This window comes from Streptomyces sp. NPDC023838, from assembly GCF_040639555.1.
Lineage (GTDB): Bacteria > Actinomycetota > Actinomycetes > Streptomycetales > Streptomycetaceae > Streptomyces.
In genome coordinates this window covers 23828-49039 of the sequence record NZ_JBFAAD010000038.1, presented here as the reverse complement: position 1 = coordinate 49039, position 25212 = coordinate 23828, and the positions used below count along the sequence as shown (strand labels likewise).

Sequence of the window (25212 nt, the reverse complement as noted above, 5' to 3'; positions counted from 1 at the left end):
TCCGGAACCATCGTGACAACCATCACCCCCGGTCCCGGGAACCAGGACCGCGACCACCACGCCCCGCCCCCCTCTTTTGGCGACCCGGCGGGTACGCCCGGTACGCTCACCGCCGTGCCACACGCTGATCAGTACCGAACCGCCCCGCAGGACGCCCCCGCGCATCAGCCGGGAGCGCCCCGCCCGGACCGGGTCCGCCCGACATCCCTGGGCGAACTGGCCGAGCGGCTGGGCGTCGACACCCCGGGGCCGGGAGAGGTCACCGGCATCACCCACGACTCCCGCGCGGTCCGCCCCGGCGACGTCTACGCGGCCCTGCCCGGCGCCCGCTTCCACGGAGCCGACTTCGCCGCCCAGGCCGCGGGCCTCGGCGCCGCCGCCGTCCTCACCGACCCGGCGGGCGCCGACCGCGCCGCCGCGACCGGCCTGCCGGTCCTGGTCACCGAGGACCCGCGCGGCGTCATGGGCGGGCTGGCCGCCGAGATCTACGGGCACCCCGGCCGCGACCTGCTCCAGCTGGGCATCACCGGAACCTCCGGGAAGACCACCACCGCGTACCTCGTCGAGGGCGGACTGCGCGGTGCCGGGCACCGTACGGGCCTGATCGGTACGGTCGAGATGCGCATCGGCGACGAGCGCATCAAGTCCGAGCGCACCACCCCCGAAGCCACCGACCTGCAGGCCCTGTTCGCGGTGATGCGCGAGCGCGGGGTCGAGTCGGTCGCCATGGAGGTCTCCAGCCACGCGCTGGTGCTCGGCCGGGTCGACGGCTGCGTCTTCGACGTCGCCGTCTTCAACAACCTGAGCCCGGAGCACATGGAGTTCCACTCCGACATGGAGGACTACTTCCAGGCCAAGGCGCAGCTGTTCACGCAGCGGCGGGCGCGGGTCGGCGTGGTGAACTTCGACGACGAGTACGGCCGCAGGCTGGTCGCCGAGTCGGGGATCCCCGTCACGACCTTCTCGGCCGAGGGGCACCCGGACGCCGACTGGCGCGCCGAGGACGTGGACGTACGCCAGGACGACTCGACGTTCACGGCCGTCGGCCCCAAGGGCGAGCGGATCTCCGCCACCGCCCCGCTGCCCGGCCCCTTCAACGTGGCCAACACCCTCGCCGCGATCGTCACGCTGGCCGTCGCGGGCATCGACCCGCAGACCGCCGCCGACGGCGTGGCCGCCGTGCCCGGCGTGCCCGGCCGGCTGGAACGGGTGGACGCGGGCCAGCCGTTCCTCGCGGTGGTGGACTACGCGCACAAGACGGACGCCGTCGAATCGGTTCTGCGCTCGCTGCGCAAGGTCACCCGGGGCAAGGTCCACATCGTGCTCGGCTGCGGCGGGGACCGGGACCAGACCAAGCGCGCGCCGATGGGCGCCGCCGCGGCCCGGCTCGCCGACACCGCCGTACTGACCTCCGACAACCCCCGCTCCGAGGACCCCCTCGGAATCCTCGCCGCGATGCTCGCGGGCGCCGCCGAGGTGCCCGCGCACGAGCGCGGCGACGTCCTGGTCGACGCCGACCGGGCCGCCGCCATCGCGGCGGCCGTGGCCCGCGCCGAGCCGGGCGACACCGTCCTGGTCGCGGGCAAGGGCCATGAGCAGGGCCAGGACACCAACGGGGTGATCCGCCCCTTCGACGACCGTCTGGTCCTGCGGGCCGCGATCGAACACCGCCAAGCACAGTCAGGGATGAAGCAGTGATCGCCCTCTCCCTCGCCGAGATCGCCGAAATCGTCGGCGGGCAGTCGTACGACATACCGGATCCGTCCGCCCAGGTCACCGGGTCCGTCGTCATCGACTCCCGTCTGGTGGCGCCCGGTTCCCTCTTCGCCGCCTTCGCGGGCGAGCGCGTCGACGGCCACGAGTACGCGCGCGTGGCCTACGAGGCGGGCGCGGTGGCCGTCCTGGCCACCCGGCCCGTCGGCGTGCCCGCGATCGTCGTGGACGACGTCCAGGGCGCGCTCGGGGCGCTGGCCCGCGAGGTCGTACGCCGCCTGGGCACCGACGTGGTGGCGCTCACCGGCTCGTCCGGCAAGACGTCCACCAAGGACCTGATCGCGCAGGTGCTCCAGCGGCACGCGCCGACGGTCTACACGCCGGGCTCGCTCAACAACGAGATCGGCCTGCCGCTGACCGCGCTCACGGCCACCTCCGAGACCCGGCACCTGGTCCTGGAGATGGGTGCGCGCGGCATCGGCCACATCCGCTACCTCACCGGTCTGACCCCGCCGCGGATCGGGCTCGTCCTCAACGTCGGCACCGCCCACATCGGCGAGTTCGGCGGCCGCGAGCAGATCGCCCAGGCCAAGGGCGAGCTGGTGGAGGGTCTGCCGCAGGACGGCTGCGCCGTGCTGAACGCGGACGATCCGCTGGTACGGGCCATGGCGCCGCGCACCAAGGCGCGCGTCCTGCTCTTCGGCGAGGCCGAGGACGCGGACGTCCGTGCCGAGAATGTCCGGCTCACAGCGGCCGGACAGCCCTCCTTCAGGCTTCACACACCCTCCGGGTGCAGCGTCGTGACCTTGCGCCTGTACGGTGAGCACCACGTGTCGAACGCGCTCGCCGCGGCCGCCGTCGCCCATGAGCTGGGCATGTCCGCGGAAGAGATCGCCCTCGCGCTCTCCGAGGCGGGCACCCTCTCCCGCTGGCGTATGGAGGTCACCGAGCGTCCGGACGGTGTGACAGTCGTCAACGACGCCTACAACGCGAACCCCGAGTCCATGCGAGCCGCCCTGCGCGCGCTCGCGGCCATGGGCAAGGGGCGCCGTACGTGGGCGGTGCTCGGTCCGATGGCCGAGCTCGGCGACGAATCGCTCGCCGAGCACGACGCGGTCGGACGGCTCGCCGTCCGGCTCAACGTCAGCAAGCTCGTGGCAGTCGGGGACCGGGAAGCGTCCTGGCTGCAACTGGGCGCATATAACGAGGGTTCGTGGGGTGAGGAGTCGGTGCACGTGTCCGACGCACAGGCGGCCGTCGACCTGCTGCGCAGTGAACTGCGCCCGGGAGACGTCGTGCTGGTGAAGGCATCGCGGTCGATCGGCCTGGAACGGGTGGCGCTCGCGCTGCTCGACGGTGGCGCCGAGGGCGAGGTCGCCGCCCGATGAGGCAGATCCTCTTCGCGGGAGCCATCGGTCTCTTCCTGACCCTGGTCGGCACCCCGTTGCTCATCAAGCTGCTCGCCCGCAAGGGCTACGGCCAGTTCATCCGCGACGACGGCCCGCGCGGCCACGCCGGCAAGAAGGGCACGCCCACCATGGGCGGCATCGCCTTCATCCTGGCCACGCTCATCGCGTACGCCGCCACGAAGGTGATCACCAGTGAGGACCCGACCTTCTCGGGTCTGCTGGTGCTGTTCCTGACCGCCGGCATGGGCCTGGTCGGCTTCCTGGACGACTACATCAAGATCGTCAAGCAGCGGTCGCTCGGTCTGCGGGCCAAGGCGAAGATGGCCGGACAGCTGATCGTCGGCATCGCCTTCGCGGTCCTGTCCCTCCAGTTCGAGGACAAGCGGCACCAGACCCCCGCCTCCACCAAGCTGTCCTTCATCACGGACTTCGGCTGGTCCATCGGCCCCGTCCTGTTCGTGATCTGGGCGCTGTTCATGATTCTCGCCATGTCCAACGGCGTGAACCTGACGGACGGTCTGGACGGCCTGGCCACCGGCGCGTCGGTGATGGTCTTCGGCGCGTACACCTTCATCGGGCTGTGGCAGTTCCAGGAGTCCTGCGCCAACGCGCAGACCCTGACCAACCCCAACGCCTGCTTCGAGGTACGCGATCCGCTCGACCTCGCGGTGGTCGCCTCGGCCCTGATGGGCTCCTGCTTCGGCTTCCTGTGGTGGAACACCTCGCCCGCCAAGATCTTCATGGGCGACACCGGTTCGCTCGCGCTCGGCGGCGCGCTCGCGGGTCTGGCGATCTGCTCGCGCACCGAGTTCCTGATCGCGCTGCTCGGCGGCCTCTTCGTGATGATCACCATGTCGGTGGTCATCCAGGTCGGCTCGTTCAAGATGACCGGGAAGCGCGTCTTCCGGATGGCCCCGCTCCAGCACCACTTCGAACTCAAGGGCTGGTCCGAAGTCCTTGTGGTGGTGCGGTTCTGGATCATCCAGGGCATGTGCGTCATCGTGGGTCTGGGTCTCTTCTACGCGGGATGGGCAGCCGACAAGTGAGTCAGAGCTGGCAGGGCATGCGGATCACCGTCGCCGGTCTCGGGGTGAGCGGCATCAGCGCCGCCCGCGCCCTGGCCGGTCTCGGCGCCGTGGTGACCGTCGTGGACGGCGGCGACTCCGGTACGCACCGGGAGCGCGCCGCGCAGCTGGCGGAGGAAGGTATCTCCGTCCGCCTCGGGGACGCGGAGACGCTCCCCGAGGGGACCGGCCTCGTCGTCACCTCGCCCGGCTGGAAGCCCGACTCCCCGCTGTTCGCGGCCGCCGCCGAGGCGGGCGTGGACGTGGTCGGCGATGTGGAGATCGCCTGGCAGTTGCGCGGCGAGAACGCCGCGCCCTGGCTGGCGATCACCGGCACCAACGGCAAGACCACCACCACCCAGATGCTGGCGTCGATCCTGCGCGCGGCGGGCCTGCGCACCGCCGCCGTCGGCAACATCGGCACGCCGATCATCGACGTGGTGCTCGGCGAGGAGACGTATGACGTCCTCGCCGTGGAGCTCTCCAGCTACCAGCTGCACTGGGCGCCCTCGCTGCGCGCCCACTCGGCCGCCGTGCTCAACCTGGCCCCGGACCACCTCGACTGGCACGGCTCCATGAAGGCGTACGCGGCCGACAAGGGCCGGATCTACGAGGGCAACACGGTCGCCTGCGTCTACAACGTGGCCGATCCGGCCACCGAGGACCTGGTCCGCGAGGCCGACGTGGAGGAGGGCTGCCGGGCGATCGGCTTCACCCTCGGCACCCCCGGCCCCTCCCAGCTCGGCGTCGTGGACGGCATCCTGGTCGACCGCGCCTTCGTCGCCAACCGGCAGAAGAACGCCCAGGAGCTGGCCGAGGTGGCGGACGTCGCTGCGTCTTCCCGGGGGACAACCCCCGGAGCCCCCGGGCCCGCGCCCCACAACATCGCCAACGCCCTCGCGGCGGCCGCGCTGGCCCGCGCCTTCGGCGTGGAGCCCAAGGCCGTACGGGACGGGCTGCGGGCCTTCCGCCCCGACGCCCACCGGATCGCGCACGTCGCGGACGTGGACGAGGTCGCGTACGTGGACGACTCCAAGGCGACCAACACGCACGCCGCCGAGGCCTCCCTGGCCTCCTACGAGCCGATCGTCTGGATCGCCGGGGGCCTCGCCAAGGGCGCCTCCTTCGACGAGCTCGTCCAGCGGTCGGCGAAGCGGCTGCGCGGGGTCGTCCTGATCGGCGCCGAGCGCCACCTGATCGCCGAAGCGCTGGCGCGACACGCCCCCGAGGTGCCGGTGGTCGACGTCGACCGGACCGACACTGGGGCGATGTCCGCGGCGGTCCGCGAGGCGGCCGGGCTCGCGAAGCCCGGGGACACGGTCCTGCTGGCCCCGGCCTGCGCCTCGATGGACATGTTCACCAACTACAACAAGCGCGGCGAGGCGTTCGCGGAAGCGGTCCGCGAACTCGCCGCCGAGCGCGCCTAGCCGGCCGGGACCCGTCCCGCGGACCGGCAGCGCCGGGCACGACTGGAGGGGACAGCACACATGCCGGCCGAAGCGACCCCGCCCGGGCTCGTCCTGCGCAGCCGTGCCGCCGGGTCCGTACGCCGCCCCACGGCCGGGCGCGGCGGCGGCAGCGGCACCCCCTCACGGCCCCGTGGCGGCGGCCCGCGGCGGCTGTTCGAGCAGGCCCGGCGGGCCTGGGACCGGCCGCTCACCGCGTACTACCTGATCCTCGGCAGCTCGCTGCTGATCACCGTGCTCGGTCTGGTGATGGTCTACTCGGCCTCGATGATCAAGGCCCTGGAGCTGTCGCTGCCGGCCTCGTACTTCTTCCGCAAGCAGTTCCTCGCCGCCATGATCGGCGGGGCGCTGATGTTCGCGGCCGCCCGGATGCCCGCCAAGCTGCACCGGGCGCTCTCGTACCCGATGCTCGTCGCCACCGTCTTCCTGATGGTCCTGGTGCAGATCCCCGGGATAGGGATGTCGGTCAACGGCAACCAGAACTGGATCTATCTGGGCGGCCCCTTCCAGCTCCAGCCCAGTGAGTTCGGCAAGCTGGCGCTGATCCTGTGGGGCGCGGACCTGCTCGCCCGCAAGCAGGACAAACGGTTGCTCACCCAGTGGAAGCACATGCTGGTGCCGCTGGTCCCGGTCGCGTTCCTGCTGCTCGGGCTGATCATGCTCGGCGGTGACATGGGCACCGCGATCATCCTCTCCGCCATCCTCTTCGGGCTGCTCTGGCTCGCCGGGGCGCCCACCCGGCTCTTCGGCGGCGTCCTCGCGGTGGCCGGAACCATCGCCGTGATCCTCATCAGGACCAGCCCCAACCGAATGGGCCGGCTCGCCTGCATCGGGGCCACCGACCCCGGCCCGCAGGACCAGTGCTGGCAGGCCGTCCATGGAATCTACGCCCTCGCCTCGGGCGGATGGTTCGGTTCCGGCCTGGGTGCGAGTGTGGAAAAATGGGGTCAACTCCCCGAACCGCACACCGACTTCATCTTTGCCATCACCGGTGAGGAACTGGGCCTGGCGGGCACACTGTCGGTGCTCGCCCTGTTCGCGGCTCTAGGCTATGCGGGTATCCGCGTGGCCGGACGCACGGAGGACCCCTTCGTGAGGTACGCCGCGGGAGGTGTGACCACCTGGATCGTGGCCCAGGCCGTGATCAACATCGGTGCGGTGCTCGGCCTGCTGCCGATCGCCGGGGTCCCGCTCCCGCTGTTCTCCTACGGTGGGTCCGCGCTGCTGCCGACCATGTTCGCCGTGGGGCTGCTGATCGCGTTCGCGCGGGACGACCCCGCGGCGCGGGCGGCGCTGGCCATGCGGCAGCCTCGGGTGAGTTGGAAGTCGATGAGACGGCGCGTCAAGAAGCGTCCGTCCGGAGAGCGGTGAATTTCGGTGCATGTCGTACTCGCCGGTGGGGGGACCGCCGGCCACATCGAGCCCGCGCTCGCCCTCGCGGACGCCCTGCGCAGGCAGGACCCGACCGTGGGGATCACGGCCCTCGGCACGGAGAAGGGCCTGGAGACGCGGCTGGTCCCCGAGCGGGGCTATGAACTCGCGCTCATCCCGGCCGTCCCGCTGCCCCGCAGGCCCACCCCCGAACTGATCACCGTCCCGGGGCGGCTGCGCGGCACGATCAAGGCCGCCGAGCAGATCCTGGAGCGCACCAAGGCGGACTGCGTGGTCGGCTTCGGCGGCTATGTGGCGCTGCCCGGCTATCTGGCCGCCAAGCGGCTCGGGGTGCCGATCGTCGTCCACGAGGCCAACGCCCGCCCCGGTCTCGCCAACAAGATCGGCTCGCGGTACGCGGCCGGGGTCGCCGTCGCCACCCCCGACAGCAAGCTGCGCGGTGCCCGCTACATCGGCATCCCGCTGCGGCACTCCATCGCCACCCTCGACCGCGCCCGGGTCCGCCCCGAGGCGCGCGAGGCGTTCGGCCTGGACCCCAACCTGCCGACGCTGCTGGTCTCCGGCGGCTCGCAGGGCGCCCGCCGCCTCAACGAGGTGATCCAGCAGGTCGCTCCGGTGCTCCAGCGCTCCGGCATCCAGATCCTGCACGCGGTCGGCCCGAAGAACGAAGTGCCGCGCGTCGACAACATGCCCGGAATGCCGCCGTACATCCCGGTACCGTACGTGGACCGGATGGATCTCGCGTACGCCGCGGCCGACATGATGCTCTGCCGCGCGGGCGCGATGACCGTCGCCGAACTCTCCGCCGTCGGGCTGCCCGCCGCCTACGTACCGCTGCCGATCGGCAACGGCGAACAGCGGCTCAACGCCCAGCCGGTGGTGAAGGCGGGTGGCGGTCTGCTGGTCGACGACGCCGAACTCACCCCCGGGTGGGTGCAGGACCAGGTCCTGCCCGTGCTCGCCGACCCGCACCGGCTGTACGAGATGTCCCGCGCCGCCTCCGAGTTCGGCCGCCGGGACGCCGACGACCTGCTCGTCGGCATGGTGTACGAGGCGATCGCCGCGCGCTGACGGAGCGGCAGAAGGCAGGGGACCGTGGCCGGACAGGCGACCGCTCGACGCGGAGCGGGGCAGGCGGGCAAGTCCGGCCCGTCCGGCCCCCGCCGCCCCGGCGCGGGACGGCCGCGGCTGCGGCCGCCCGCCCGGCGCCGGCTGCTGCTGATTCTGGCCACCGCCGTCGTCCTCGGCGCGGCCCTCGTCTGGGTGCTGTACGGCTCCGCCTGGCTGCGCGTCGAACGGGTGGAGATCACCGGCACGGAGGTGCTCACTCCTGCCGAGGTCGAAGCGGCGGCGGCCGTTCCGGTCGGATCGCCGCTGGTCTCGGTCGACACGGGGGCGATCGAGGCCCGGCTGCTGCGCAAGCTGCCGCGGCTGGACTCGGTGGAGGTCAGCCGTTCCTGGCCGCACGGCATCGCACTCGACGTGACCGAGCGCAAACCCGTTCTGCTGATGAAAAAAGGCGCGAACTTCACCGAAGTGGACGCCAAGGGTGTGCGGTTCGCCACGGTCGCCAAGGCGCCCGCACACGTTCCGCTGCTCGATGTGAACCCCGACAGCACAGCCTCTTTGCGCCGCTTTCCGGCCGACGCACTGGTGCGCGAGGCGGTCAAGGTGGCGGGCGAACTCCCCTCCCCCGTCGCCAAGGACACCCGCCTCGTCCGGGTCACCTCGTACGACTCCGTCTCCCTGGAGCTGAGCCGTGGGCGTACCGTCCTGTGGGGCAGTGACGAGGAGGGGGAGCTCAAGGCCCGTACCCTGGTCGCCCTCATGAAAGCGGCGCCCAGGGCGAGGTACTTCGATGTGAGCGCCCCCACCGCCCCTGCGGCATCGGGGAGTTGACGCACATATGCGCTGGCCAGCACCCTGGTTGGTCATCGCTACGGGTGATCACATAGGGTGAAAAGAAAAACGGGAGGTTCGGCGTGTTCGTTGAACGTGCGCCACTTGTCGACTTAGTGTCCTGTTCGGAAGAGTCCAAGGAACAGACACATTGGTAACCCTAAACTTCAACGTTAGGGTTCGGGTCGGCGTTCGGACCGTCCCACATCGGCATTCGTCGTCGCCGTGCGACACCCGCACGTGACGACCCGTAACTCGAGGCGAGAGGCCTTCGACGTGGCAGCACCGCAGAACTACCTCGCAGTCATCAAGGTCATCGGTGTCGGCGGCGGTGGTGTCAATGCCATCAACCGAATGATCGAGGTCGGTCTCAAGGGCGTCGAGTTCATCGCGATCAACACCGACGCACAAGCTCTGTTGATGAGCGACGCCGACGTCAAGCTCGACGTCGGCCGTGAACTCACCCGCGGCCTCGGGGCCGGAGCCAACCCGGCAGTCGGGCGCAAGGCGGCCGAGGACCACCGCGAGGAGATCGAGGAGGTCCTCAAGGGGGCCGACATGGTCTTCGTCACCGCGGGCGAGGGCGGCGGCACCGGCACCGGCGGCGCACCCGTCGTCGCCAACATCGCGCGCTCGCTCGGCGCTCTCACGATCGGTGTGGTCACCCGGCCGTTCACCTTCGAGGGCCGCCGTCGCGCCAACCAGGCGGAGGACGGCATCGCCGAGCTCCGCGAAGAGGTCGACACCCTCATCGTCATCCCCAACGACCGGCTGCTGTCCATCTCGGACCGCCAGGTCAGCGTGCTCGACGCGTTCAAGTCGGCCGACCAGGTGCTGCTCTCCGGCGTCCAGGGCATCACCGACCTGATCACCACCCCGGGCCTGATCAACCTCGACTTCGCCGACGTCAAGTCGGTCATGTCCGAGGCCGGTTCGGCGCTCATGGGCATCGGCTCGGCGCGCGGCGACGACCGGGCGGTGGCCGCCGCCGAGATGGCGATCTCCTCGCCGCTCCTGGAGGCGTCCATCGACGGCGCCCGCGGTGTGCTGCTCTCCATCTCCGGCGGCTCGGACCTCGGTCTCTTCGAGATCAACGAGGCCGCCCAGCTGGTCAGCGAGGCCGCCCACCCCGAGGCCAACATCATCTTCGGTGCGGTCATCGACGACGCCCTGGGCGACGAGGTCCGGGTCACGGTCATCGCGGCCGGGTTCGACGGCGGCCAGCCGCCCGCCCGCCGCGACACCGTGCTCGGTTCCACCACCGCCAAGCGCGAGGAGCCCGCGCCGGTCCGCGCGGCCGAGCGCCCGCTGGGCGGACTCGGCACCGTGAGCGCCCGCGAGGAGACCCCGGCCCCGGCCCCGGCCGAGACGGCCCCGGTCGGCGAGGCGAACTCGCCGCAGGTGCCGACGGCCCGTCCGTACCAGGACAGCCAGGCCGAAGAGCTGGATGTCCCGGACTTCTTGAAGTGATAGGGCAGCACTCCCTCGTGAGCGGCGCCCACTTCGCCTTCACCGACCGGTGGGGCGGAGTGAGCGCCGCTCCGTACGAGGAGCTCAACCTCGGCGGCGCGGTCGGCGACGACCCCGCCGCGGTCCGGACCAACCGCGGCCTCGGCGCGAAGGCGCTGGGACTCGACGCGGACCAGGTGGTCTGGATGAACCAGGTGCACGGGACGGACGTGGCCGTGGTGGACGGGCCGTGGGCGGCGGGGGCCGAGGTCCCCGCGGTGGACGCGGTGGTGACGGCCCGACGCGGGCTCGCACTCGCGGTCCTCACCGCCGACTGCACACCCGTTCTCCTCGCCGACCCGGTCGCCGGGGTGGCGGCCGCCGCGCACGCGGGGCGGCCCGGGATGGTCGCGGGCGTGGTGCCCGCGGCGGTACGGGCGATGATCTCGCTCGGCGCCGACCCCTCCCGTATCACCGCGCGGACCGGCCCCGCCGTCTGCGGCAAGTGCTACGAGGTCCCGGCACAGATGCGGGACGAGGTCGCCGCGGCCGAGCCGGCCGCCTGGGCACAGACGAGCTGGGGGACCCCGGCCGTCGACGTCACCGCGGGAGTGCAGGCGCAGCTGGCGGCGCTCGGGGTGACGGACCGGCGGGCGTCCGGGGTGTGCACGCTCGAATCGCACGACCACTTCTCGTACCGCCGTGACCGCACCACCGGGCGGCTCGCCGGATACGTCTGGCTGGACGCCGGGGCGGCCGAGGGAGAGGCAGGCGGACATGACGGACCGTAAGCAACAACTCGCCGCGAACCTGGCACAGGTGGAGGAACGTATCTCCGCCGCCTGTGCGGCCGCCGGGCGCAAGCGGGACGACGTGACGCTCATCGTGGTCACCAAGACCTACCCCGCGAGCGATGTCCGGCTCCTGTACGAGCTGGGGGTGCGTCAGGTCGCCGAGAACCGCGACCAGGACGCCGGGCCCAAGGCGGCGGCCTGCGCCGACCTCGCCGACCTGCGCTGGCACTTCGTGGGCCAGCTCCAGACGAACAAGGTCCGTTCCGTGGTGACTTACGCGGATCTGGTGCAGTCGGTCGACCGGCCCAAGCTGGTCGCCGCCCTCTCCGCCGCCGCCGTGAAGGCGGAGCGGGAGGTGGGGTGTCTGATCCAGGTCGCGCTCGACGCCGAGTCGGGGGAGCGGGGGGAGCGGGGCGGCACCGCACCCGATGGAATCGAGGAGTTGGCCGGACTTGTGGCGGACGCTCCCGGTCTGCGGCTGGACGGTCTGATGACCGTGGCGCCGCTGGCGGGCGAGTACGCGGACCGGCAACGTGCCGCATTCGATCGGCTGATGGATTTGTCGACTGACCTGCGCCGCGCTCATCCGGCTGCGAACATGGTGTCAGCAGGGATGAGTGCGGACCTCGAAGAGGCTGTTGCGGCCGGAGCGACACATGTACGCGTCGGAACGGCGGTACTCGGAGTCCGACCCCGGCTCGGGTAACGTCGCGAAGCAAGTCGGACCACAGCAGAAAATATGGTCATTCCCACTCTTCGGTGGGCAGACCGAGTGGATCGTGGGCACTTGGTGACACTGCGACATTTGGCGACAAGGGCGATCCACCACAGAGCGGAGGAATCGGAGCATGGCCGGCGCGATGCGCAAGATGGCGGTCTACCTCGGTCTCGTGGAGGACGATGGGTACGACGGCCCGGGGTTCGACCCCGATGACGAGTTCGAACCCGAGCCGGAGCCCGAGCGGGACCGTCGGCGGCACCAGCCCCCGCACCAGGTCGAACGGGACGAACCGGTACGAGCCGTACAGCCGCCGGCCCCCCGCGAACCGGTCTCCCATGCAGCCGTGATGCCGGCGGAATCGGGGCGTCCGGCGCGAATCGCCCCCGTGGCATCCATCACACCTGAACGTCCGAGCCTGGAGAAGAACGCACCGGTGATCATGCCCAAGGTCGTGTCCGAGCGGGAGCCCTACCGCATCACCACGCTGCACCCGCGGACCTACAACGAGGCCCGTACCATCGGGGAACACTTCCGCGAGGGCACGCCGGTGATCATGAACCTCACCGAGATGGACGACACGGATGCGAAGAGACTTGTCGACTTTGCCGCCGGACTTGTGTTTGGTTTGCACGGCAGCATTGAACGGGTGACGCAGAAGGTGTTCCTGTTGTCGCCTGCTAACGTCGATGTCACGGCGGAGGACAAGGCCCGTATCGCAGAGGGCGGTTTCTTCAACCAGAGCTGAGACACGAACCGGGAACGATCCGGCCACGGGGCCGGGGCATAGGGCAAGGGGAGAGGGAAGCGCGAGATGGGCGTCGCACTGGATGTGGTCTACATCGCGCTGATGTGCTTCCTCATCGTGCTGATCTTCCGGCTCGTCATGGACTACGTCTTGCAGTTCGCACGTTCATGGGAACCCGGCAAGGCGATGGTGGTCGTTCTTGAGGCCACCTACACTGTCACCGATCCACCGCTCAAGCTTCTGCGGCGGTTCATTCCGCCGCTGCGTCTCGGGGGCGTGGCACTCGACCTGTCCTTCTTCGTTCTGATGATCATCGTGTACATCCTGATCTCCATCGTCACCAGCGTGGGGAGATAGATGTGAGCGACACGGTCCTGCCGACTGCCGACGACTACGTAGAGGTGAAGAAGAGATGCCGCTGACCCCTGAGGACGTGCGGAACAAGCAGTTCACGACCGTCCGGCTCCGCGAAGGCTACGACGAGGACGAGGTCGATGCCTTCCTGGACGAGGTCGAAGCCGAACTGACCCGCCTGCTTCGCGAGAACGAGGACCTGCGCGCCAAGCTGGCCGCCGCGACGCGTGCCGCCGCGCAGAACCAGCAGCAGCAGGGGATGCGCAAGCCGGAGCCGCAGGACCAGCGCGGTCCGGGTGCGCCCGTGCCCGCCGCCATATCTGGACCTCCGCAGGTGCAGCAGCAGCAGCCGCAGATGGGTCCGCCCCAGCTGCCGAGCGGCGCTCCGCAGCTGCCCGCCGGTCCCGGGGGCCACGGCCCGCAGGGCCAGCACGGCCAGGGTCCGATGGGCCAGGGCCAGATGGGCCAGGGCCCCATGGGTCAGGGTCCGATGGGCCAGAACCAGCTCGGCCAGGGCCCCATGGGCCAGGGTCCGATGGGGCAGAACCAGCTGGGTCAGGGCCCCATGGGCCAGAACCAGCTCGGCCAGGGCCCCATGGGCCAGCCGATGGGCGGCCCCATGGGCGGTCACGGCCCGCAGATGCAGCAGGGTCAGGGCCCCGGCGGCGACAGCGCCGCGCGTGTCCTCTCGCTGGCCCAGCAGACCGCCGACCAGGCGATCGCCGAGGCGCGCTCCGAGGCCAACAAGATCGTCGGCGAGGCCCGGTCGCGCGCCGAGGGCCTGGAGCGGGACGCCCGCGCCAAGGCCGACGCGCTGGAGCGGGACGCCCAGGAGAAGCACCGCGTCGCGATGGGCTCGCTGGAGTCCGCCCGCGCCACGCTTGAGCGCAAGGTCGAGGACCTGCGCGGCTTCGAGCGCGAGTACCGTACGCGGCTGAAGTCCTACCTGGAGTCGCAGCTGCGCCAGCTGGAGACCCAGGCGGACGACTCGCTGGCTCCGCCGCGTACGCCGGCGACCGCGTCGCTGCCGCCGGCTCCGCAGATGAGCGGGTCGATGGCGTCGGCCGGTGCGGGCTCCATGGGCCACACGATGGGCGGGCAGCCGTCGATGGGTGGCGGGCCGTCCTACGGCGGGCAGCAGCAGATGTCGCCCGCGATGACGCAGCCGATGGCGCCGGTGCGGCCGCAGGGGCCGTCGCCGATGCAGCAGGCTCCCTCGCCGATGCGGGGCTTCCTGATCGACGAGGACGACAACTAGGCCGGGTGCGGTACGCGCGTACGCCGCGCACAGCCGTCGGCAGGCTGAAGGGCCGGGCCCCCACTTCTGTGGGGGCCCGGCCCTTTTTGCCCCCACCCCGCCCGTTCCCCCAAACCCTCCGGGGGTGGGTGGGGGCTGAGCCGGCTCTCCCCGGGGGCTATGCCCCCGGCCCCCCCGCTGCGGGGCCTGCGGCCCGCTCCGGGCTCCGCCCTGGCCCCTGTTTGTCTGCGGGCCGGTGGTGGGTTGCTCGCGCAGTTCCCCGCGCCTCTTAATGCCGCTGCGCGGCATCCCGTGGGCGCCCCGAAGGGGCGCATCCAGGGGCGCGGGGAACTGCGCGACCAGCCCCCCCACCGGCCCGCAGACGAACGAGGGGGTCCGGGGGCGAAGCCCCCGGGAAACGGGCCTCAGCCCACCCCCGGCCGCCCGCCCGAGGGCTTTCGGGAAGGGCGGGGTGGGGACAGAAAAAGCGGCCCGCCCCCCGGGTGTCTCCGGGGGACGAGCCGCTTCAGCCGCTCGGTCGCGTTACGCCTTGCGCAGGCGGAACTCCAGCGACAGCGCCGCGTCCGTGAACGGCTCGCCGTACGAACCGTCCGCCTCGCCCGACGCGAAGTCGACCGCCAGCACCTCCTCCGCGACGAGGCCCGCGTGGGCGGACAGCGCGGAGGCGACCTCCGGGTCCGTCGACCGCCACCGCACCGCGATCCGGTCCGCCACATCGAGCCCGCTGTTCTTGCGCGCCTCCTGGATCAGCCGGATCGCGTCACGGGCGAGGCCCGCGAGCCGCAGCTCCGGAGTGATCTCCAGGTCGAGCGCGACCGTCGCGCCGGAGTCGGAGGCCACGGACCACCCCTCGCGCGGCGTCTCCGTGATGATCACCTCGTCCGGGGCGAGGGAGACCGGCTCGCCGTCGACCGTCACCACGGCCGTCCCCGTGTCCCGCAGGGACGCCGATAGCGCCGCCGCGTCCGCCGCCGCGACCGCCTTGGCCACGTCCTGGACGCCCTTGCCGAACCGCTTGCCCAGCGCGCGGAAGTTGGCCTTGGCCGTCGTGTCGACCAGGGAGCCGCCGCCCGCTGGACCAGCGGAGGAATCAGCCAGCGACGCCAGCGACGAGACGTTCAGCTCCTCCGTGATCTGCGCGTGCAGCTCCGGCGAGAGCGACTCGAAGCCCGCCACGGCCACCAGCGCGCGCGACAGCGGCTGGCGCGTCTTGACGCCCGACTCCGCGCGCGTGGCGCGTCCCAGCTCCACCAGACGCCGCACCAGCAGCATCTGCTGCGACAGCGTCGGGTCGATCGCCGCCGCGTCCGCCTTCGGCCACGACGACAGGTGCACCGACTCCGGCGCGTCCGGCGTCACCGGCACCACCATGTCCTGCCACACCCGCTCGGTGATGAACGGCGTCAGCGGGGCAAGCAGTCGCGTGACCGTCTCCACCACGTCGTGCAGCGTGCGCAGCGCCGCCTTGTCGCCCTGCCAGAACCGGCGCCGCGAGCGGCGTACGTACCAGTTGGACAGGTCGTCCACGAACGCGGACAGGAGCTTGCCCGCGCGCTGCGTGTCGTACGTCTCCAGCGCCTGCGTGACCTGGTCGACCAGCGCGTTCAGCTCGCTCAGCAGCCAGCGGTCCAGGACCGTGCGGTCGGCCGGGGCCGGGTCGGCCGCGCTGGGCGCCCAGTCGGAGGTGCGCGCGTACAGGGCCTGGAAGGCCACCGTGTTCCAGTACGTGAGGAGCGTCTTGCGGACGACCTCCTGGATGGTGCCGTGGCCCACCCGGCGCGCCGCCCACGGGGAGCCGCCGGCCGCCATGAACCAGCGCACCGCGTCCGCGCCGTGCTGGTCCATGAGCGGGATCGGCTGCAGGATGTTGCCCAGGTGCTTGGACATCTTGCGGCCGTCCTCGGCGAGGATGTGGCCGAGGCAGACCACGTTCTCGTACGAGGACTTGTCGAAGACGAGCGTGCCGACCGCCATCAGCGTGTAGAACCAGCCACGGGTCTGGTCGATGGCCTCGCTGATGAACTGCGCCGGGTAGCGGCTCTCGAACAGTTCCTTGTTCTTGTACGGGTAGCCCCACTGCGCGAACGGCATCGAGCCCGAGTCGTACCACGCGTCGATCACCTCGGGCACGCGGACCGCCGGGTGCGCGCAGCCCTCGGCGGTGCAGGTGAAGGTGACGTCGTCGATGTACGGGCGGTGCGGGTCCAGGGCGGAGAGGTCCGTGCCCGTCAGCTCGCTCAGCTCGGCGCGCGAGCCCACGCACGTCAGGTGGTCGTCCTCGCAGCGCCAGATCGGCAGCGGGGTGCCCCAGTAGCGGTTGCGGGAGAGCGCCCAGTCGATGTTGTTGTTCAGCCAGTCCCCGAAGCGGCCCTGCTTGACGGAGTCCGGGAACCAGTTGGTCTTCTCGTTCTCCCGCAGCATCGCGTCCTTGACGGCGGTGGTGCGGATGTACCAGGACGGCTGCGCGTAGTAGAGCAGCGCGGTGTGGCAGCGCCAGCAGTGCGGGTAGCTGTGCTCGTACGGGACGTGGCGGAAGAGGAGGCCGCGCTCCTTGAGGTCCTCGGTCAGCTTCTCGTCGGCCTTCTTGAAGAAGACGCCGCCGACGAGCGGGACGTCCTCCTCGAAGGTGCCGTCCGGGCGGACCGGGTTCACCACCGGCAGGCCGTACGCCTTGCAGACCAGGAGGTCGTCGGCGCCGAAGGCGGGGGACTGGTGGACCAGACCCGTACCGTCCTCGGTCGTCACGTAGTCGGCGTTCACCACGTAGTGCGCGGGCTCGGGGAACTCGATCAGCTCGAAGGGGCGCTGGTAGGTCCAGCGCTCCATCTCGGCGCCCGTGAAGGTCTGCCCGGTGGCCTCCCAGCCCTCGCCGAGCGCCTTCTCCAGCAGCGGCTGGGCGACGACCAGCCTCTCCGTGTCCTCGCCGCCGGTACGGCGGGCGACGACGTACGTGACCTCGGGGTGCGCGGCCACGGCGGTGTTGGAGACCAGCGTCCAGGGCGTGGTCGTCCACACCAGGAGCGCGGCCTCGCCCGCGAGGGGGCCGCCGGTCAGCGGGAAGCGGACGAAGACCGAGGGGTCGACGACCGTCTCGTACCCCTGCGCCAGCTCGTGGTCGGACAGGCCGGTGCCGCAGCGCGGGCACCAGGGGGCGACGCGGTGGTCCTGGGTGAGCAGGCCCTTGTTGAAGATCTCCTTCAGGGACCACCAGACGGACTCCACGTACTCGGGGTCCATGGTCCGGTAGGCGTCGTCCAGGTCGACCCAGTAGCCCATCCGGGTCGTGAGCTCGGCGAAGGCGTCGGTGTGGCGGGTCACCGACTCGCGGCACTTGGCGTTGAACTCGGCGATGCCGTACGCCTCGATGTCCTTCTTGCCGTTGAAGCCGAGCTCCTTCTCCACGGCGAGCTCGACGGGCAGGCCGTGGCAGTCCCAGCCGGCCTTGCGGGCCACGTGGTAGCCCTGCATGGTCCGGAAGCGGGGGAAGACGTCCTTGAAGACGCGGGCCTCGATGTGGTGGGCACCGGGCATGCCGTTGGCGGTCGGCGGGCCCTCGTAGAAGACCCACTCGGGGCGGCCCTCGGACTGTTCGAGGCTCTTGGCGAAGACCTTCGCCTCGCGCCAGAAGTCGAGCACGGCGTGCTCCAGCGCGGGCAGGTCGACCTGGGCGGGCACCTGGCGGTACTGCGACATCCGTTCATCCTCCGGCGGATCGTCGTACGTTTCCGTCGGAGGGACGAGAGCCCCGGCCGTCCTACGGCCCCGCGCTCCCGCGGTACCACCCTCCTTGGCGGTGTGCGGAACACCGCCCCCTCATTGGGGTCGCGAAGCCGGTTCTACTCACACCCGGGGGTGCTTTCTTCCGGCGGCTCCGGGGTGATCTTCACATCGCGCTCGCCTCCGGGCTCCCACCGTCCCCGGATCGCTCTTGGCTGCGTACGACGCTACTCGTCCCATTCACGCCTCTCGCTGCGCCCAGTGTACGGGCCCGCACCGACAGCGGCCGACCGGATTTCCGCGCGGCCGGACCGGGGGCCTGCGGGGCGGCCGCCACGCGTGCGTGGATGACCCGAATGGCCATACGTGGTCCGGCGGAGTCCGGCGCCGCCCGTGTGGCGGATTACGGGCCGGAGAGCTGGGCACAACGGATGCAGGTTCGTCTCCGGGCACGTCGAGCGGGGCCGGACCGGCGGCGTGCCCCGTTGCCGCGGGCCTGGGGTCGATTTATCGTCCCAGCACGATTCGCGAGCAAGATCACAATATGTGAAGGGGCCGCGGCCATGGTGGCGAAGAAGACCGCGTTGGCGTTCAAGGACGCCGTGGAGGCCGGGGCCACGGGGGCGTCCAGGGACGCCGTGAAGGGCGCAGGCAGGGAGGAGCCGCCCGGGAAGAAGACTGCGGCCAAGAAGGCTGCGGCCAAGAAGGAGGCGGCCCCGAAGAAGGCACCGTCCAAGAAGGCACCGGCCAAGAAGGCCACGGCGAAGAAGGAGGCGGCCGGAAAGGCTGCGACCAAGGAGGCAGCTGCCCAGAAGGCTCCGGCCAAGAAGACCGCGGCCAAGAAGGCCGTAGCCAAGAAGGCCGTGGTCGAGAAGGCTGCGACCAAGAAGGCTCCGGCCAAGAAGACCGCGGCCAAGAAGGCCGTGGCCGGGAAAGGCGCTGTGGAAAAGGCGGCTTCGACCAAGAAGGCTGCTGCCAAGAAGACGGCATCTGCCAAGAAAGCGGTACCGGGCAAGGCTGCCGGCGTGGCAGCGAAGAAGGCCGCCACCGCGGCCGAGGGGGCGGCCGAGGCCGCGGAGCAGAGGGGAACCAAGAAGGTGGTTGCCAAGAACACGGCCGGCGAGGCGTCGGCCAGGAAGTCGGCCGTGCCCAAGGCCCGTACCGTCGTCGCCGGAGTGCCCGGCGAGCTGCCGGTGCGGCCCGGCGAGGACCCCTGGACGCCCGACGAGGTCGCCGAGGCGCGCTCCGAGCTGACCGGCGAGGTCCTGCGGCTGCGCGCCGAGATCGAGGCCTCGGAGACCGCCCTGAGCGGGCTGATGCGGGACTCCGGGGACGGCGCGGGCGACGACGACGCCGACACCGGGACCAAGAACATCACCCGCGAACACGAGATGGCGCTCGCCGCCAACGCGCGCGAGATGCTGGAGCAGACCGAGCGGGCCCTGGAGCGCCTGGACGCCGGTACGTACGGCTACTGCGAGGTCTGCGGCAATCCCATCGGCAAGGCGCGGATGCAGGCCTTCCCGCGCGCGACCCTCTGCGTGGAGGACAAGCAGAAGCAGGAACGCCGGGGCTGACTCCGCAGGCGTGTGTCGTACCCTCGTCCCAGTCAGATACCTAGGGTTGGTTGAGGGACTCACGTGGCAGAGGCGGAGCGCATCATCGGTACGCCGGACGTAGAAGGGCCCGAGGGGGCCGCGGCTCCCGACGAGCGGCCCAGGGGCAGGCGCAGGATCGCCGTCCTGTTCGCGGTGGCGCTCTTCGCGTACCTGCTCGACCTCGCCAGCAAGATGCTCGTGGTGGCCAGGCTGGAGCACCACGAGCCGGTCGAGCTCGTGGGCGACCTGTTGAAGCTGGAGGCGATCCGCAACCCGGGCGCCGCGTTCGGCATGGGCGAGGCCTTCACCGTGATCTTCACGGTGATCGCGGCGACGGTGATCGTGGTGATCTTCCGGCTGGCTCGCAAGCTCTACAGCCTGCCGTGGGCGATCGCGCTCGGCCTGCTGCTCGGCGGCGCGCTCGGCAATCTGACCGACCGGATCTTCCGCTCCCCGGGCGTCTTCGAGGGCGCGGTGGTCGACTTCATCGCCCCGGCCCACTTCGCGGTCTTCAACCTCGCGGACTCCTCGATCGTCTGCGGCGGCTTCCTGATCGTGATCCTCTCGTTCCGGGGTCTGGACCCGGACGGAACGGTGCACAAGGACTGAGCGCTATCCACAGGCGAGCGGGGACGTCGCCGCGACAAGGCATACTCGACGGGTGAGTACGTTTCCCGAGATCCGCACCTTGCCCGTTCCCGACGGCCTGGAGGGCGAGCGCGTCGACGCCGCCATCTCCCGTATGTTCGGGTTCTCCCGTACGAAGGCCGCTGAGCTCGCCGCGGCGGGGAAGGTCCAGGTCGACGGCTCGGTGGTGGGCAAGTCCGAGCGGGTCCGCGGGGGCGCGTGGCTGGAGGTCGAGATGCCCCAGGCGCCCGCGCCGGTGCAGATCGTGGCCGAGCCGGTCGAGGGCATGGAGATCGTGCACGACGACGACGACATCGTCGTCATCATGAAGCCGGTCGGAGTCGCCGCCCACCCGAGCCCGGGCTGGACGGGGACGACGGTCATCGGCGGCCTCGCGGCGGCCGGGTACCGGATCTCCACCTCGGGCGCCGCCGAGCGCCAGGGCATCGTCCACCGCCTCGACGTCGGCACCTCGGGCCTGATGGTCGTCGCCAAGTCGGAGCGGGCGTACACCTATCTGAAGCAGCAGTTCCGCGACCGCGTCGTGGACAAGCGCTACCACGCCCTGGTGCAGGGCCACCCGGACCCGATGAGCGGCACGATCGACGCCCCCATCGGCCGCCACCCCAACCACGACTACAAGTGGGCGGTCACGGCCGAGGGCAAGCCCTCGGTGACGCACTACGACCTGATCGAGGCGTTCCGGGCGGCCTCGCTGCTCGACATCAAGCTGGAGACGGGCCGCACCCACCAGATCCGCGTGCACATGTCCGCCCACCGCCACCCGTGCGTGGGCGACCTGACGTACGGCGCGGACCCCACCATCGCCAAGCGCCTCGGCCTGACCCGCCAGTGGCTGCACGCGGTGCGCCTCGGCTTCGAGCACCCCTCGGACGGCGGCTGGGTCCAGTTCGAGAGCGGCTACCCGGACGACCTCCAGCACGCGCTGGACGTGATCCGGGCGGAGAGCGAGTGACGGCCTCCGCCACCGCGGAGGGCTTCGGGGCCTTCACGGTCCGCGTCGCCGCCGGCCCGGCCGACCTGGAGGCCTGCTTCGCCGTGCGCAAGGAGGTCTTCGTCGTCGAGCAGGGCGTGCCGGAGGAGATCGAGTACGACGCGTACGACGCGGGGGCGGTCCATGTCCTCGCCTTCGGTGCGGCCGGGCCGCTCGGTACGGGGCGGCTGCTGCACGGTCCCGCCGCGCTCGACCGGACCGGTGGCGACGCCTCCGTGGGCTCCCTCGGACGCCTCGCCGTCACCGGTGCCGCGCGCGGGCTCGGCGTCGGTGCCGCGCTGGTCCGGGCGATCGAGGGCGAGGCCCGTCGGCTCGGGCTTGCCGCCGTGGATCTGCACGCGCAGACGCAGGCGACGGGGTTCTACGAGCGGCTCGGGTATGCGGCTTACGGGCCGGAGTTCCTGGATGCGGGGATGCCGCACGTCGCGATGCGGCGGGCTGTCTGAGCGCTGCGCCGGAGTCGGCCGACCGGTCGGTGGGGCTGAGCGCGGCGGAGCCGCGGGCGGCACGGCCCCGCGTCCCTTCTGGGCGCGTGGCACGCTTGAGGTCTTGATCGTCTCGCCGCCCGGAGGACATCCGTGGATCAGCTGGCCCTGCTGTTCGTGCTCCTGCTCGGAGCGGTGGTCACGGTTCCGGTCGGGGACCGGCTGAGGTTGCCCGCGCCGGTCCTGATGACGCTCCTCGGTGGGGTCCTCGCCCTGCTGCCGTTCGTCCCGAACGTCGCCGTGCCGCCGGACTTCATTCTTCCGCTCGTCCTGCCGCCGCTGCTCTACGCCTCCGTCCAGCGCACCTCCTGGCGGCAGTTCGCCGCCAACCTACGGCCGATCCTGCTGCTCGCGGTGGCCCTGGTGTTCGTCACCACAGCGGCCGTGGCGGCCATGGCCCACGCCATCGTGCCCGGGCTGCCGATCGCCGCCGCCGTCGCCCTCGGCGCCCTGGTGGCGCCCCCCGACCCGGTCGCCGCCACCGCCGTCGCGGGCTCGCTCGGGCTGCCCCGCCGGCTGGTGTCGATCCTGGAGGGCGAGGGGCTGTTCAACGACGTCACCGCGATCGTGCTCTACCACGTGGCGATCGCGGCGGCGGTCAGCGGCGACTTCTCCTGGCCGCACGCGGTGGGCGAGCTGGTGCTCTCCGCCGTGGTGGCGGTCGTGGTCGGGCTCGTCCTCGGCTGGAGCGCCAACAAGCTGATGGGCCTGCTCGACGACTCCACGCTCCAGATCGGCCTCACCCTCCTCGTGCCGTTCGTCGGCTATGTGCTGGCCGAGGAGTTCGGCGGCTCCGGGGTGCTCGCCGTGCTCACCCTCGCGCTGTTCCTGGCCGAGCACGCGGTGGACGCCGACGACGTCCAGGGGCGCCTCGCCGGGGCCACGTTCTGGCAGGTCGTCGACACCCTGGTGACGGGCATCGCGTTCGGGCTCATCGGCCTCGAACTGCACCACGTGTTCGGCACCGCGAGCGGCCGCGTCGGCGAGATGGCGGGGTGGGGCGCGGTCGTGGTCGCGGTCGTGGTGGGCGTACGGCTGGTGTGGCTGCTGCCCGCGACCTGGCTCGCCAAGCGGCTGCACACGCGCCGGGACTACGACGAGGAGATCCCCACGACCTGGCGGGAGACGATCGTCATGTGGTGGGCGGGGATGCGCGGGGTGGCCTCGGTCGCGCTCGCCCTCGCGATCCCGTTCAGGACCGACGACGGCTCGCCGTTCCCCGCGCGCGACGAGATCGTCTTCCTCGCCTTCTGCGTGATCATGGCGACGCTGGTGGTCCAGGGCCTGACCCTGCCGTCCCTGGTGCGCCGGCTCGGTGTCCAGGCCGACACCGACGCCGAGCGGGCGCTGGAGCGGGAGCTCGCGATCCGAGCGGCGAAGGCGGCGAAGCGGCGGCTGCGGGAGATCGAGGACGTGGAGGAGCTGCCCGAGGAGGTCATGGAGCAGCTCCTGCGGCGGGCATACGACGTGGGGGCGCGCCTCAGCCCCGACATGGTCGACGAGGAGCGGCGGGAGGCGTACGCGAAGCGGGTGGAGCGGCTGCGGACGATCCAGCGGATCCAGCGGGAGATGATGTCCGCCGCGCGCCACGAGGTGCTGTCGGCCCGCAGCGAGGCGGGGGCGGACCCGGAGATCGTGGACCGGGTCCTGCGCCAGCTGGACGTACGCAGCTTGCGATGACCGATGCCCCCACCCCGCCCCTTCCCTCAACCCTCCAGGGGGTGGGTGGGGGTTGAGAGGGTCCGGGGGCTTCGCCCCCGGACCCCCTTGCGGGGCCTGCGGCCCCTGCACCCCGCTTCTTTCGTCTGCGGATCGTGCTGGGTCGCTCGCGCGGTTCCCCGCGCCCCTTAATGGCCCCGCGTGCGCGGCTCGCCGTCGTCCCAGTCCGTATTGATCCGCGGCAGCGCCTCGGGATGGTTGTCGTGGAGCCATGTCACCATCTGTTCGCGGACCGTGCAGCGGACCGTCCAGATGTCGCCCGCGTCCTTCGCGGTGACCACCGCGCGCACCACGATCGTCGACGGGGTCGTGTCGGTGACCGCCAGCGCGCTGTCACGGCCGTCCCAGGCCGGGCACTCGCGCAGGATGTCGTCGAGCTTCTCGCGCATCAGGGCGACCGGGGCCGCGTGGTCGAGGTGGAAGAAGACCGTGCCGGTCATCTGCGTACCGCCGCGCGACCAGTTCTCGAACGGCTTGCCGGTGAAGTACGACACCGGCATCGTCAGACGCCGCTCGTCCCAGGTGCGTACCGCGAGATAGGTCAGCGTGATCTCCTCGACCACGCCCCACTCGCCGTCCACCACCACCGTGTCCCCGATCCGCACCATGTCGCCGAACGCGATCTGCAGCCCCGCGAAGAGGTTGCCGAGCGTCGACTGGGCGGCCACACCGGCCACGATGCCGATGATGCCCGCGGAGGCGAGGATCGAGGTCCCCGCCGTCCGCATCGCCGGGAACGTCAGCAGCATCGACGCCACCGCGACGACGCCGACGACGGCCGTGACCACGCGCTGGATGAGCGTCACCTGCGTACGGACCCTGCGCACCCGCGCCGGGTCGAGCGCCGAGGCCGCGTACCGCGCGTACGACGCCTCGACGATCGCCGCCGCGATCCGCACCACCAGCCAGGCGCTCGCCCCGATGAGGACGAGGGAGAGGAGCTGGCCGAGGCCCGCCTCGTGGTCCTGGACCGGGCCCCACTTGATCTGGAGGTAGGTGCCTCTCAGCAGCGCGGTGAGCACGACGACCTGCAACGGGAAGCGGCAGCGGCGCAACAGACCCCACAGCGGGGTCTCGTGGTGGCGGGCATCGGTCTGGCGGAGCAGTCGGTCGGCCAGCCACACGAGGGCCAGCGTGAGCACGACCGAGCCGCCGATGACGATCAACGGGCGCAGTACGTTCTCCATGCCCCCGACCGTAACTGGCACCATGGCCTCATGAACATCATGCTTTTCCATTCGGCTTACGGCCTGCGGCCCGCCGTGCACGAGGCGGCCGAGCGGCTGCGCGCCGCCGGACACGTCGTGTACGTGCCCGACCTCTACGACGGCCGTACCGCCGACACGTTGGAGGAGGGCATGACGATCCGCGACGGGATCGGCAACGACGAGCTGCTCAAGCGCGCGATCCTGGCCGCCGCCCCGCACTCCGACGAGGGCCTGGTGTACGCCGGGTTCTCGCTCGGTGGCTCGCTCGCCCAGACCCTCGCGCTCGGCGACGAGAAGGCGCGCGGGCTCCTCCTCCTGCACGGCACCGCCGACATCGCCGAGGGAGCCTCGGTGGACGAGCTGCCCGTACAGCTGCACGTGGCGGACCCGGACCCGTTCGAGACGCACGACTGGCTGAACACCTGGTACCTGCGCATGGGCCGGATCGGCGCCGACGCGGAGGTGTACAGGTACCCGGGCGCCGGGCACCTGTACACCGATCCGCAGCTGCCGGACTACGACGAGGCGGCCGCCGAGCAGAGCTGGACGACCGCGCTCGGCTTCCTCGACTCGCTGTAG

21 protein-coding genes are annotated in these 25212 nt (G+C 71.3%); 19 read left to right on the top strand and 2 right to left on the bottom strand.

The window, feature by feature from the left end; all coding sequences use genetic code 11:
* Window positions 1–12: 12 nt before the first annotated feature.
* The 13 genes from AB0G17_RS31945 to AB0G17_RS31885 all read left to right on the top strand — a co-directional run bounded on the left by AB0G17_RS31945 (window position 13) and on the right by AB0G17_RS31885 (window position 14264).
* Window positions 13–1698 (top strand): UDP-N-acetylmuramoyl-L-alanyl-D-glutamate--2,6-diaminopimelate ligase, encoded by a 1686-nt coding sequence (locus AB0G17_RS31945; protein ID WP_361390226.1) that lies wholly within the window; start codon window positions 13–15, stop codon window positions 1696–1698.
* Entirely contained in the window at window positions 1695–3101 is a 1407-nt protein-coding gene (murF, locus tag AB0G17_RS31940; RefSeq protein WP_361390224.1) for a UDP-N-acetylmuramoyl-tripeptide--D-alanyl-D-alanine ligase, read from the top strand. The genes AB0G17_RS31945 and murF overlap by 4 nt, the downstream gene beginning before the upstream one ends.
* Entirely contained in the window at window positions 3098–4168 is a 1071-nt protein-coding gene (gene mraY, locus AB0G17_RS31935) for a phospho-N-acetylmuramoyl-pentapeptide-transferase (protein ID WP_283143831.1), read from the top strand. Before murF ends, mraY begins: the two co-directional genes overlap by 4 nt.
* Window positions 4169–4185: 17 nt before the next feature.
* Window positions 4186–5613 (top strand): UDP-N-acetylmuramoyl-L-alanine--D-glutamate ligase, encoded by a 1428-nt coding sequence (gene murD, locus AB0G17_RS31930; RefSeq protein ID WP_361390260.1) that lies wholly within the window; start codon window positions 4186–4188, stop codon window positions 5611–5613.
* Between the two features lie 60 nt (window positions 5614–5673).
* Window positions 5674–7023, top strand: coding sequence for a putative lipid II flippase FtsW (gene ftsW, locus AB0G17_RS31925; RefSeq protein ID WP_361390222.1), 1350 nt, complete (start codon window positions 5674–5676; stop codon window positions 7021–7023).
* Between the two features lie 6 nt (window positions 7024–7029).
* Entirely contained in the window at window positions 7030–8115 is a 1086-nt protein-coding gene (gene murG, locus AB0G17_RS31920) for an undecaprenyldiphospho-muramoylpentapeptide beta-N-acetylglucosaminyltransferase (protein WP_361390220.1), read from the top strand.
* Window positions 8116–8139: 24 nt separating this feature from the next.
* Window positions 8140–8943, top strand: a complete 804-nt coding sequence (locus tag AB0G17_RS31915) for an FtsQ-type POTRA domain-containing protein (protein WP_361390218.1) — start codon at window positions 8140–8142, stop codon at window positions 8941–8943.
* A 276-nt stretch (window positions 8944–9219) separates the two neighbouring features.
* Entirely contained in the window at window positions 9220–10413 is a 1194-nt protein-coding gene (gene ftsZ, locus AB0G17_RS31910; protein WP_361390216.1) for a cell division protein FtsZ, read from the top strand.
* Entirely contained in the window at window positions 10410–11183 is a 774-nt protein-coding gene (pgeF, locus tag AB0G17_RS31905) for a peptidoglycan editing factor PgeF (protein ID WP_361390214.1), read from the top strand. Before ftsZ ends, pgeF begins: the two co-directional genes overlap by 4 nt.
* Window positions 11170–11892, top strand: coding sequence for a YggS family pyridoxal phosphate-dependent enzyme (locus AB0G17_RS31900; protein WP_361390212.1), 723 nt, complete (start codon window positions 11170–11172; stop codon window positions 11890–11892). The genes pgeF and AB0G17_RS31900 overlap by 14 nt, the downstream gene beginning before the upstream one ends.
* A 142-nt stretch (window positions 11893–12034) precedes the next feature.
* Window positions 12035–12652 (top strand): cell division protein SepF, encoded by a 618-nt coding sequence (sepF, locus tag AB0G17_RS31895; protein ID WP_067158125.1) that lies wholly within the window; start codon window positions 12035–12037, stop codon window positions 12650–12652.
* 66 nt (window positions 12653–12718) lie between these two features.
* On the top strand, window positions 12719–13009 hold the full coding sequence (locus AB0G17_RS31890; protein WP_067158122.1) for a YggT family protein: 291 nt from the start codon (window positions 12719–12721) through the stop codon (window positions 13007–13009).
* 55 nt (window positions 13010–13064) lie between these two features.
* Window positions 13065–14264 (top strand): DivIVA domain-containing protein, encoded by a 1200-nt coding sequence (locus AB0G17_RS31885; protein WP_361390209.1) that lies wholly within the window; start codon window positions 13065–13067, stop codon window positions 14262–14264.
* A 522-nt stretch (window positions 14265–14786) separates the two neighbouring features.
* On the opposite strand, the gene ileS is transcribed toward AB0G17_RS31885, so the two are convergent.
* Window positions 14787–17957 (bottom strand): isoleucine--tRNA ligase, encoded by a 3171-nt coding sequence (gene ileS / locus AB0G17_RS31880; RefSeq protein ID WP_361390207.1) that lies wholly within the window; start codon window positions 17955–17957, stop codon window positions 14787–14789.
* Between the two features lie 587 nt (window positions 17958–18544).
* On the opposite strand from ileS, the gene AB0G17_RS31875 reads away from it, so the two are divergent.
* From AB0G17_RS31875 to AB0G17_RS31855, 5 genes are all read left to right on the top strand, one after another.
* Window positions 18545–19558: a TraR/DksA C4-type zinc finger protein gene (locus AB0G17_RS31875; protein WP_361390205.1), complete on the top strand. Its 1014-nt coding sequence runs from the start codon at window positions 18545–18547 to the stop codon at window positions 19556–19558.
* Window positions 19559–19621: 63 nt separating this feature from the next.
* Entirely contained in the window at window positions 19622–20188 is a 567-nt protein-coding gene (gene lspA, locus AB0G17_RS31870; RefSeq protein WP_361390203.1) for a signal peptidase II, read from the top strand.
* A 52-nt stretch (window positions 20189–20240) separates the two neighbouring features.
* Window positions 20241–21182 carry an RluA family pseudouridine synthase gene (locus AB0G17_RS31865; protein ID WP_361390201.1) on the top strand — a complete coding sequence of 314 codons (942 nt, stop codon included), beginning with the start codon at window positions 20241–20243 and terminating at the stop codon, window positions 21180–21182.
* A complete protein-coding gene (locus tag AB0G17_RS31860) occupies window positions 21179–21667 on the top strand; it encodes a GNAT family N-acetyltransferase (RefSeq protein WP_361390199.1) in 489 nt (162 codons plus the stop codon). The genes AB0G17_RS31865 and AB0G17_RS31860 overlap by 4 nt, the downstream gene beginning before the upstream one ends.
* 132 nt (window positions 21668–21799) lie before the next feature.
* Window positions 21800–23386 carry a Na+/H+ antiporter gene (locus tag AB0G17_RS31855; protein ID WP_361390197.1) on the top strand — a complete coding sequence of 529 codons (1587 nt, stop codon included), beginning with the start codon at window positions 21800–21802 and terminating at the stop codon, window positions 23384–23386.
* Between the two features lie 167 nt (window positions 23387–23553).
* On the opposite strand, the gene AB0G17_RS31850 is transcribed toward AB0G17_RS31855, so the two are convergent.
* On the bottom strand, window positions 23554–24612 hold the full coding sequence (locus AB0G17_RS31850; RefSeq protein ID WP_361390195.1) for a mechanosensitive ion channel domain-containing protein: 1059 nt from the start codon (window positions 24610–24612) through the stop codon (window positions 23554–23556).
* A 30-nt stretch (window positions 24613–24642) separates the two neighbouring features.
* On the opposite strand from AB0G17_RS31850, the gene AB0G17_RS31845 reads away from it, so the two are divergent.
* Entirely contained in the window at window positions 24643–25212 is a 570-nt protein-coding gene (locus AB0G17_RS31845) for a dienelactone hydrolase family protein (RefSeq protein WP_361390193.1), read from the top strand.

Coding starts and splice junctions, on each gene's coding strand:
- AB0G17_RS31900 (WP_361390212.1), top strand. CDS start 11,170: ATGACGGACCGTAAGCAACAACTCGCCGCGAACCTGGCACAGGTGGAG.
- sepF (WP_067158125.1), top strand. CDS start 12,035: ATGGCCGGCGCGATGCGCAAGATGGCGGTCTACCTCGGTCTCGTGGAG.
- AB0G17_RS31845 (WP_361390193.1), top strand. CDS start 24,643: ATGAACATCATGCTTTTCCATTCGGCTTACGGCCTGCGGCCCGCCGTG.
- ftsW (WP_361390222.1), top strand. CDS start 5,674: ATGCCGGCCGAAGCGACCCCGCCCGGGCTCGTCCTGCGCAGCCGTGCC.
- murD (WP_361390260.1), top strand. CDS start 4,186: ATGCGGATCACCGTCGCCGGTCTCGGGGTGAGCGGCATCAGCGCCGCC.
- mraY (WP_283143831.1), top strand. CDS start 3,098: ATGAGGCAGATCCTCTTCGCGGGAGCCATCGGTCTCTTCCTGACCCTG.
- ileS (WP_361390207.1), bottom strand. CDS start 17,957: ATGTCGCAGTACCGCCAGGTGCCCGCCCAGGTCGACCTGCCCGCGCTG.
- AB0G17_RS31890 (WP_067158122.1), top strand. CDS start 12,719: ATGGGCGTCGCACTGGATGTGGTCTACATCGCGCTGATGTGCTTCCTC.
- AB0G17_RS31885 (WP_361390209.1), top strand. CDS start 13,065: ATGCCGCTGACCCCTGAGGACGTGCGGAACAAGCAGTTCACGACCGTC.
- AB0G17_RS31875 (WP_361390205.1), top strand. CDS start 18,545: ATGGTGGCGAAGAAGACCGCGTTGGCGTTCAAGGACGCCGTGGAGGCC.
- AB0G17_RS31850 (WP_361390195.1), bottom strand. CDS start 24,612: ATGGAGAACGTACTGCGCCCGTTGATCGTCATCGGCGGCTCGGTCGTG.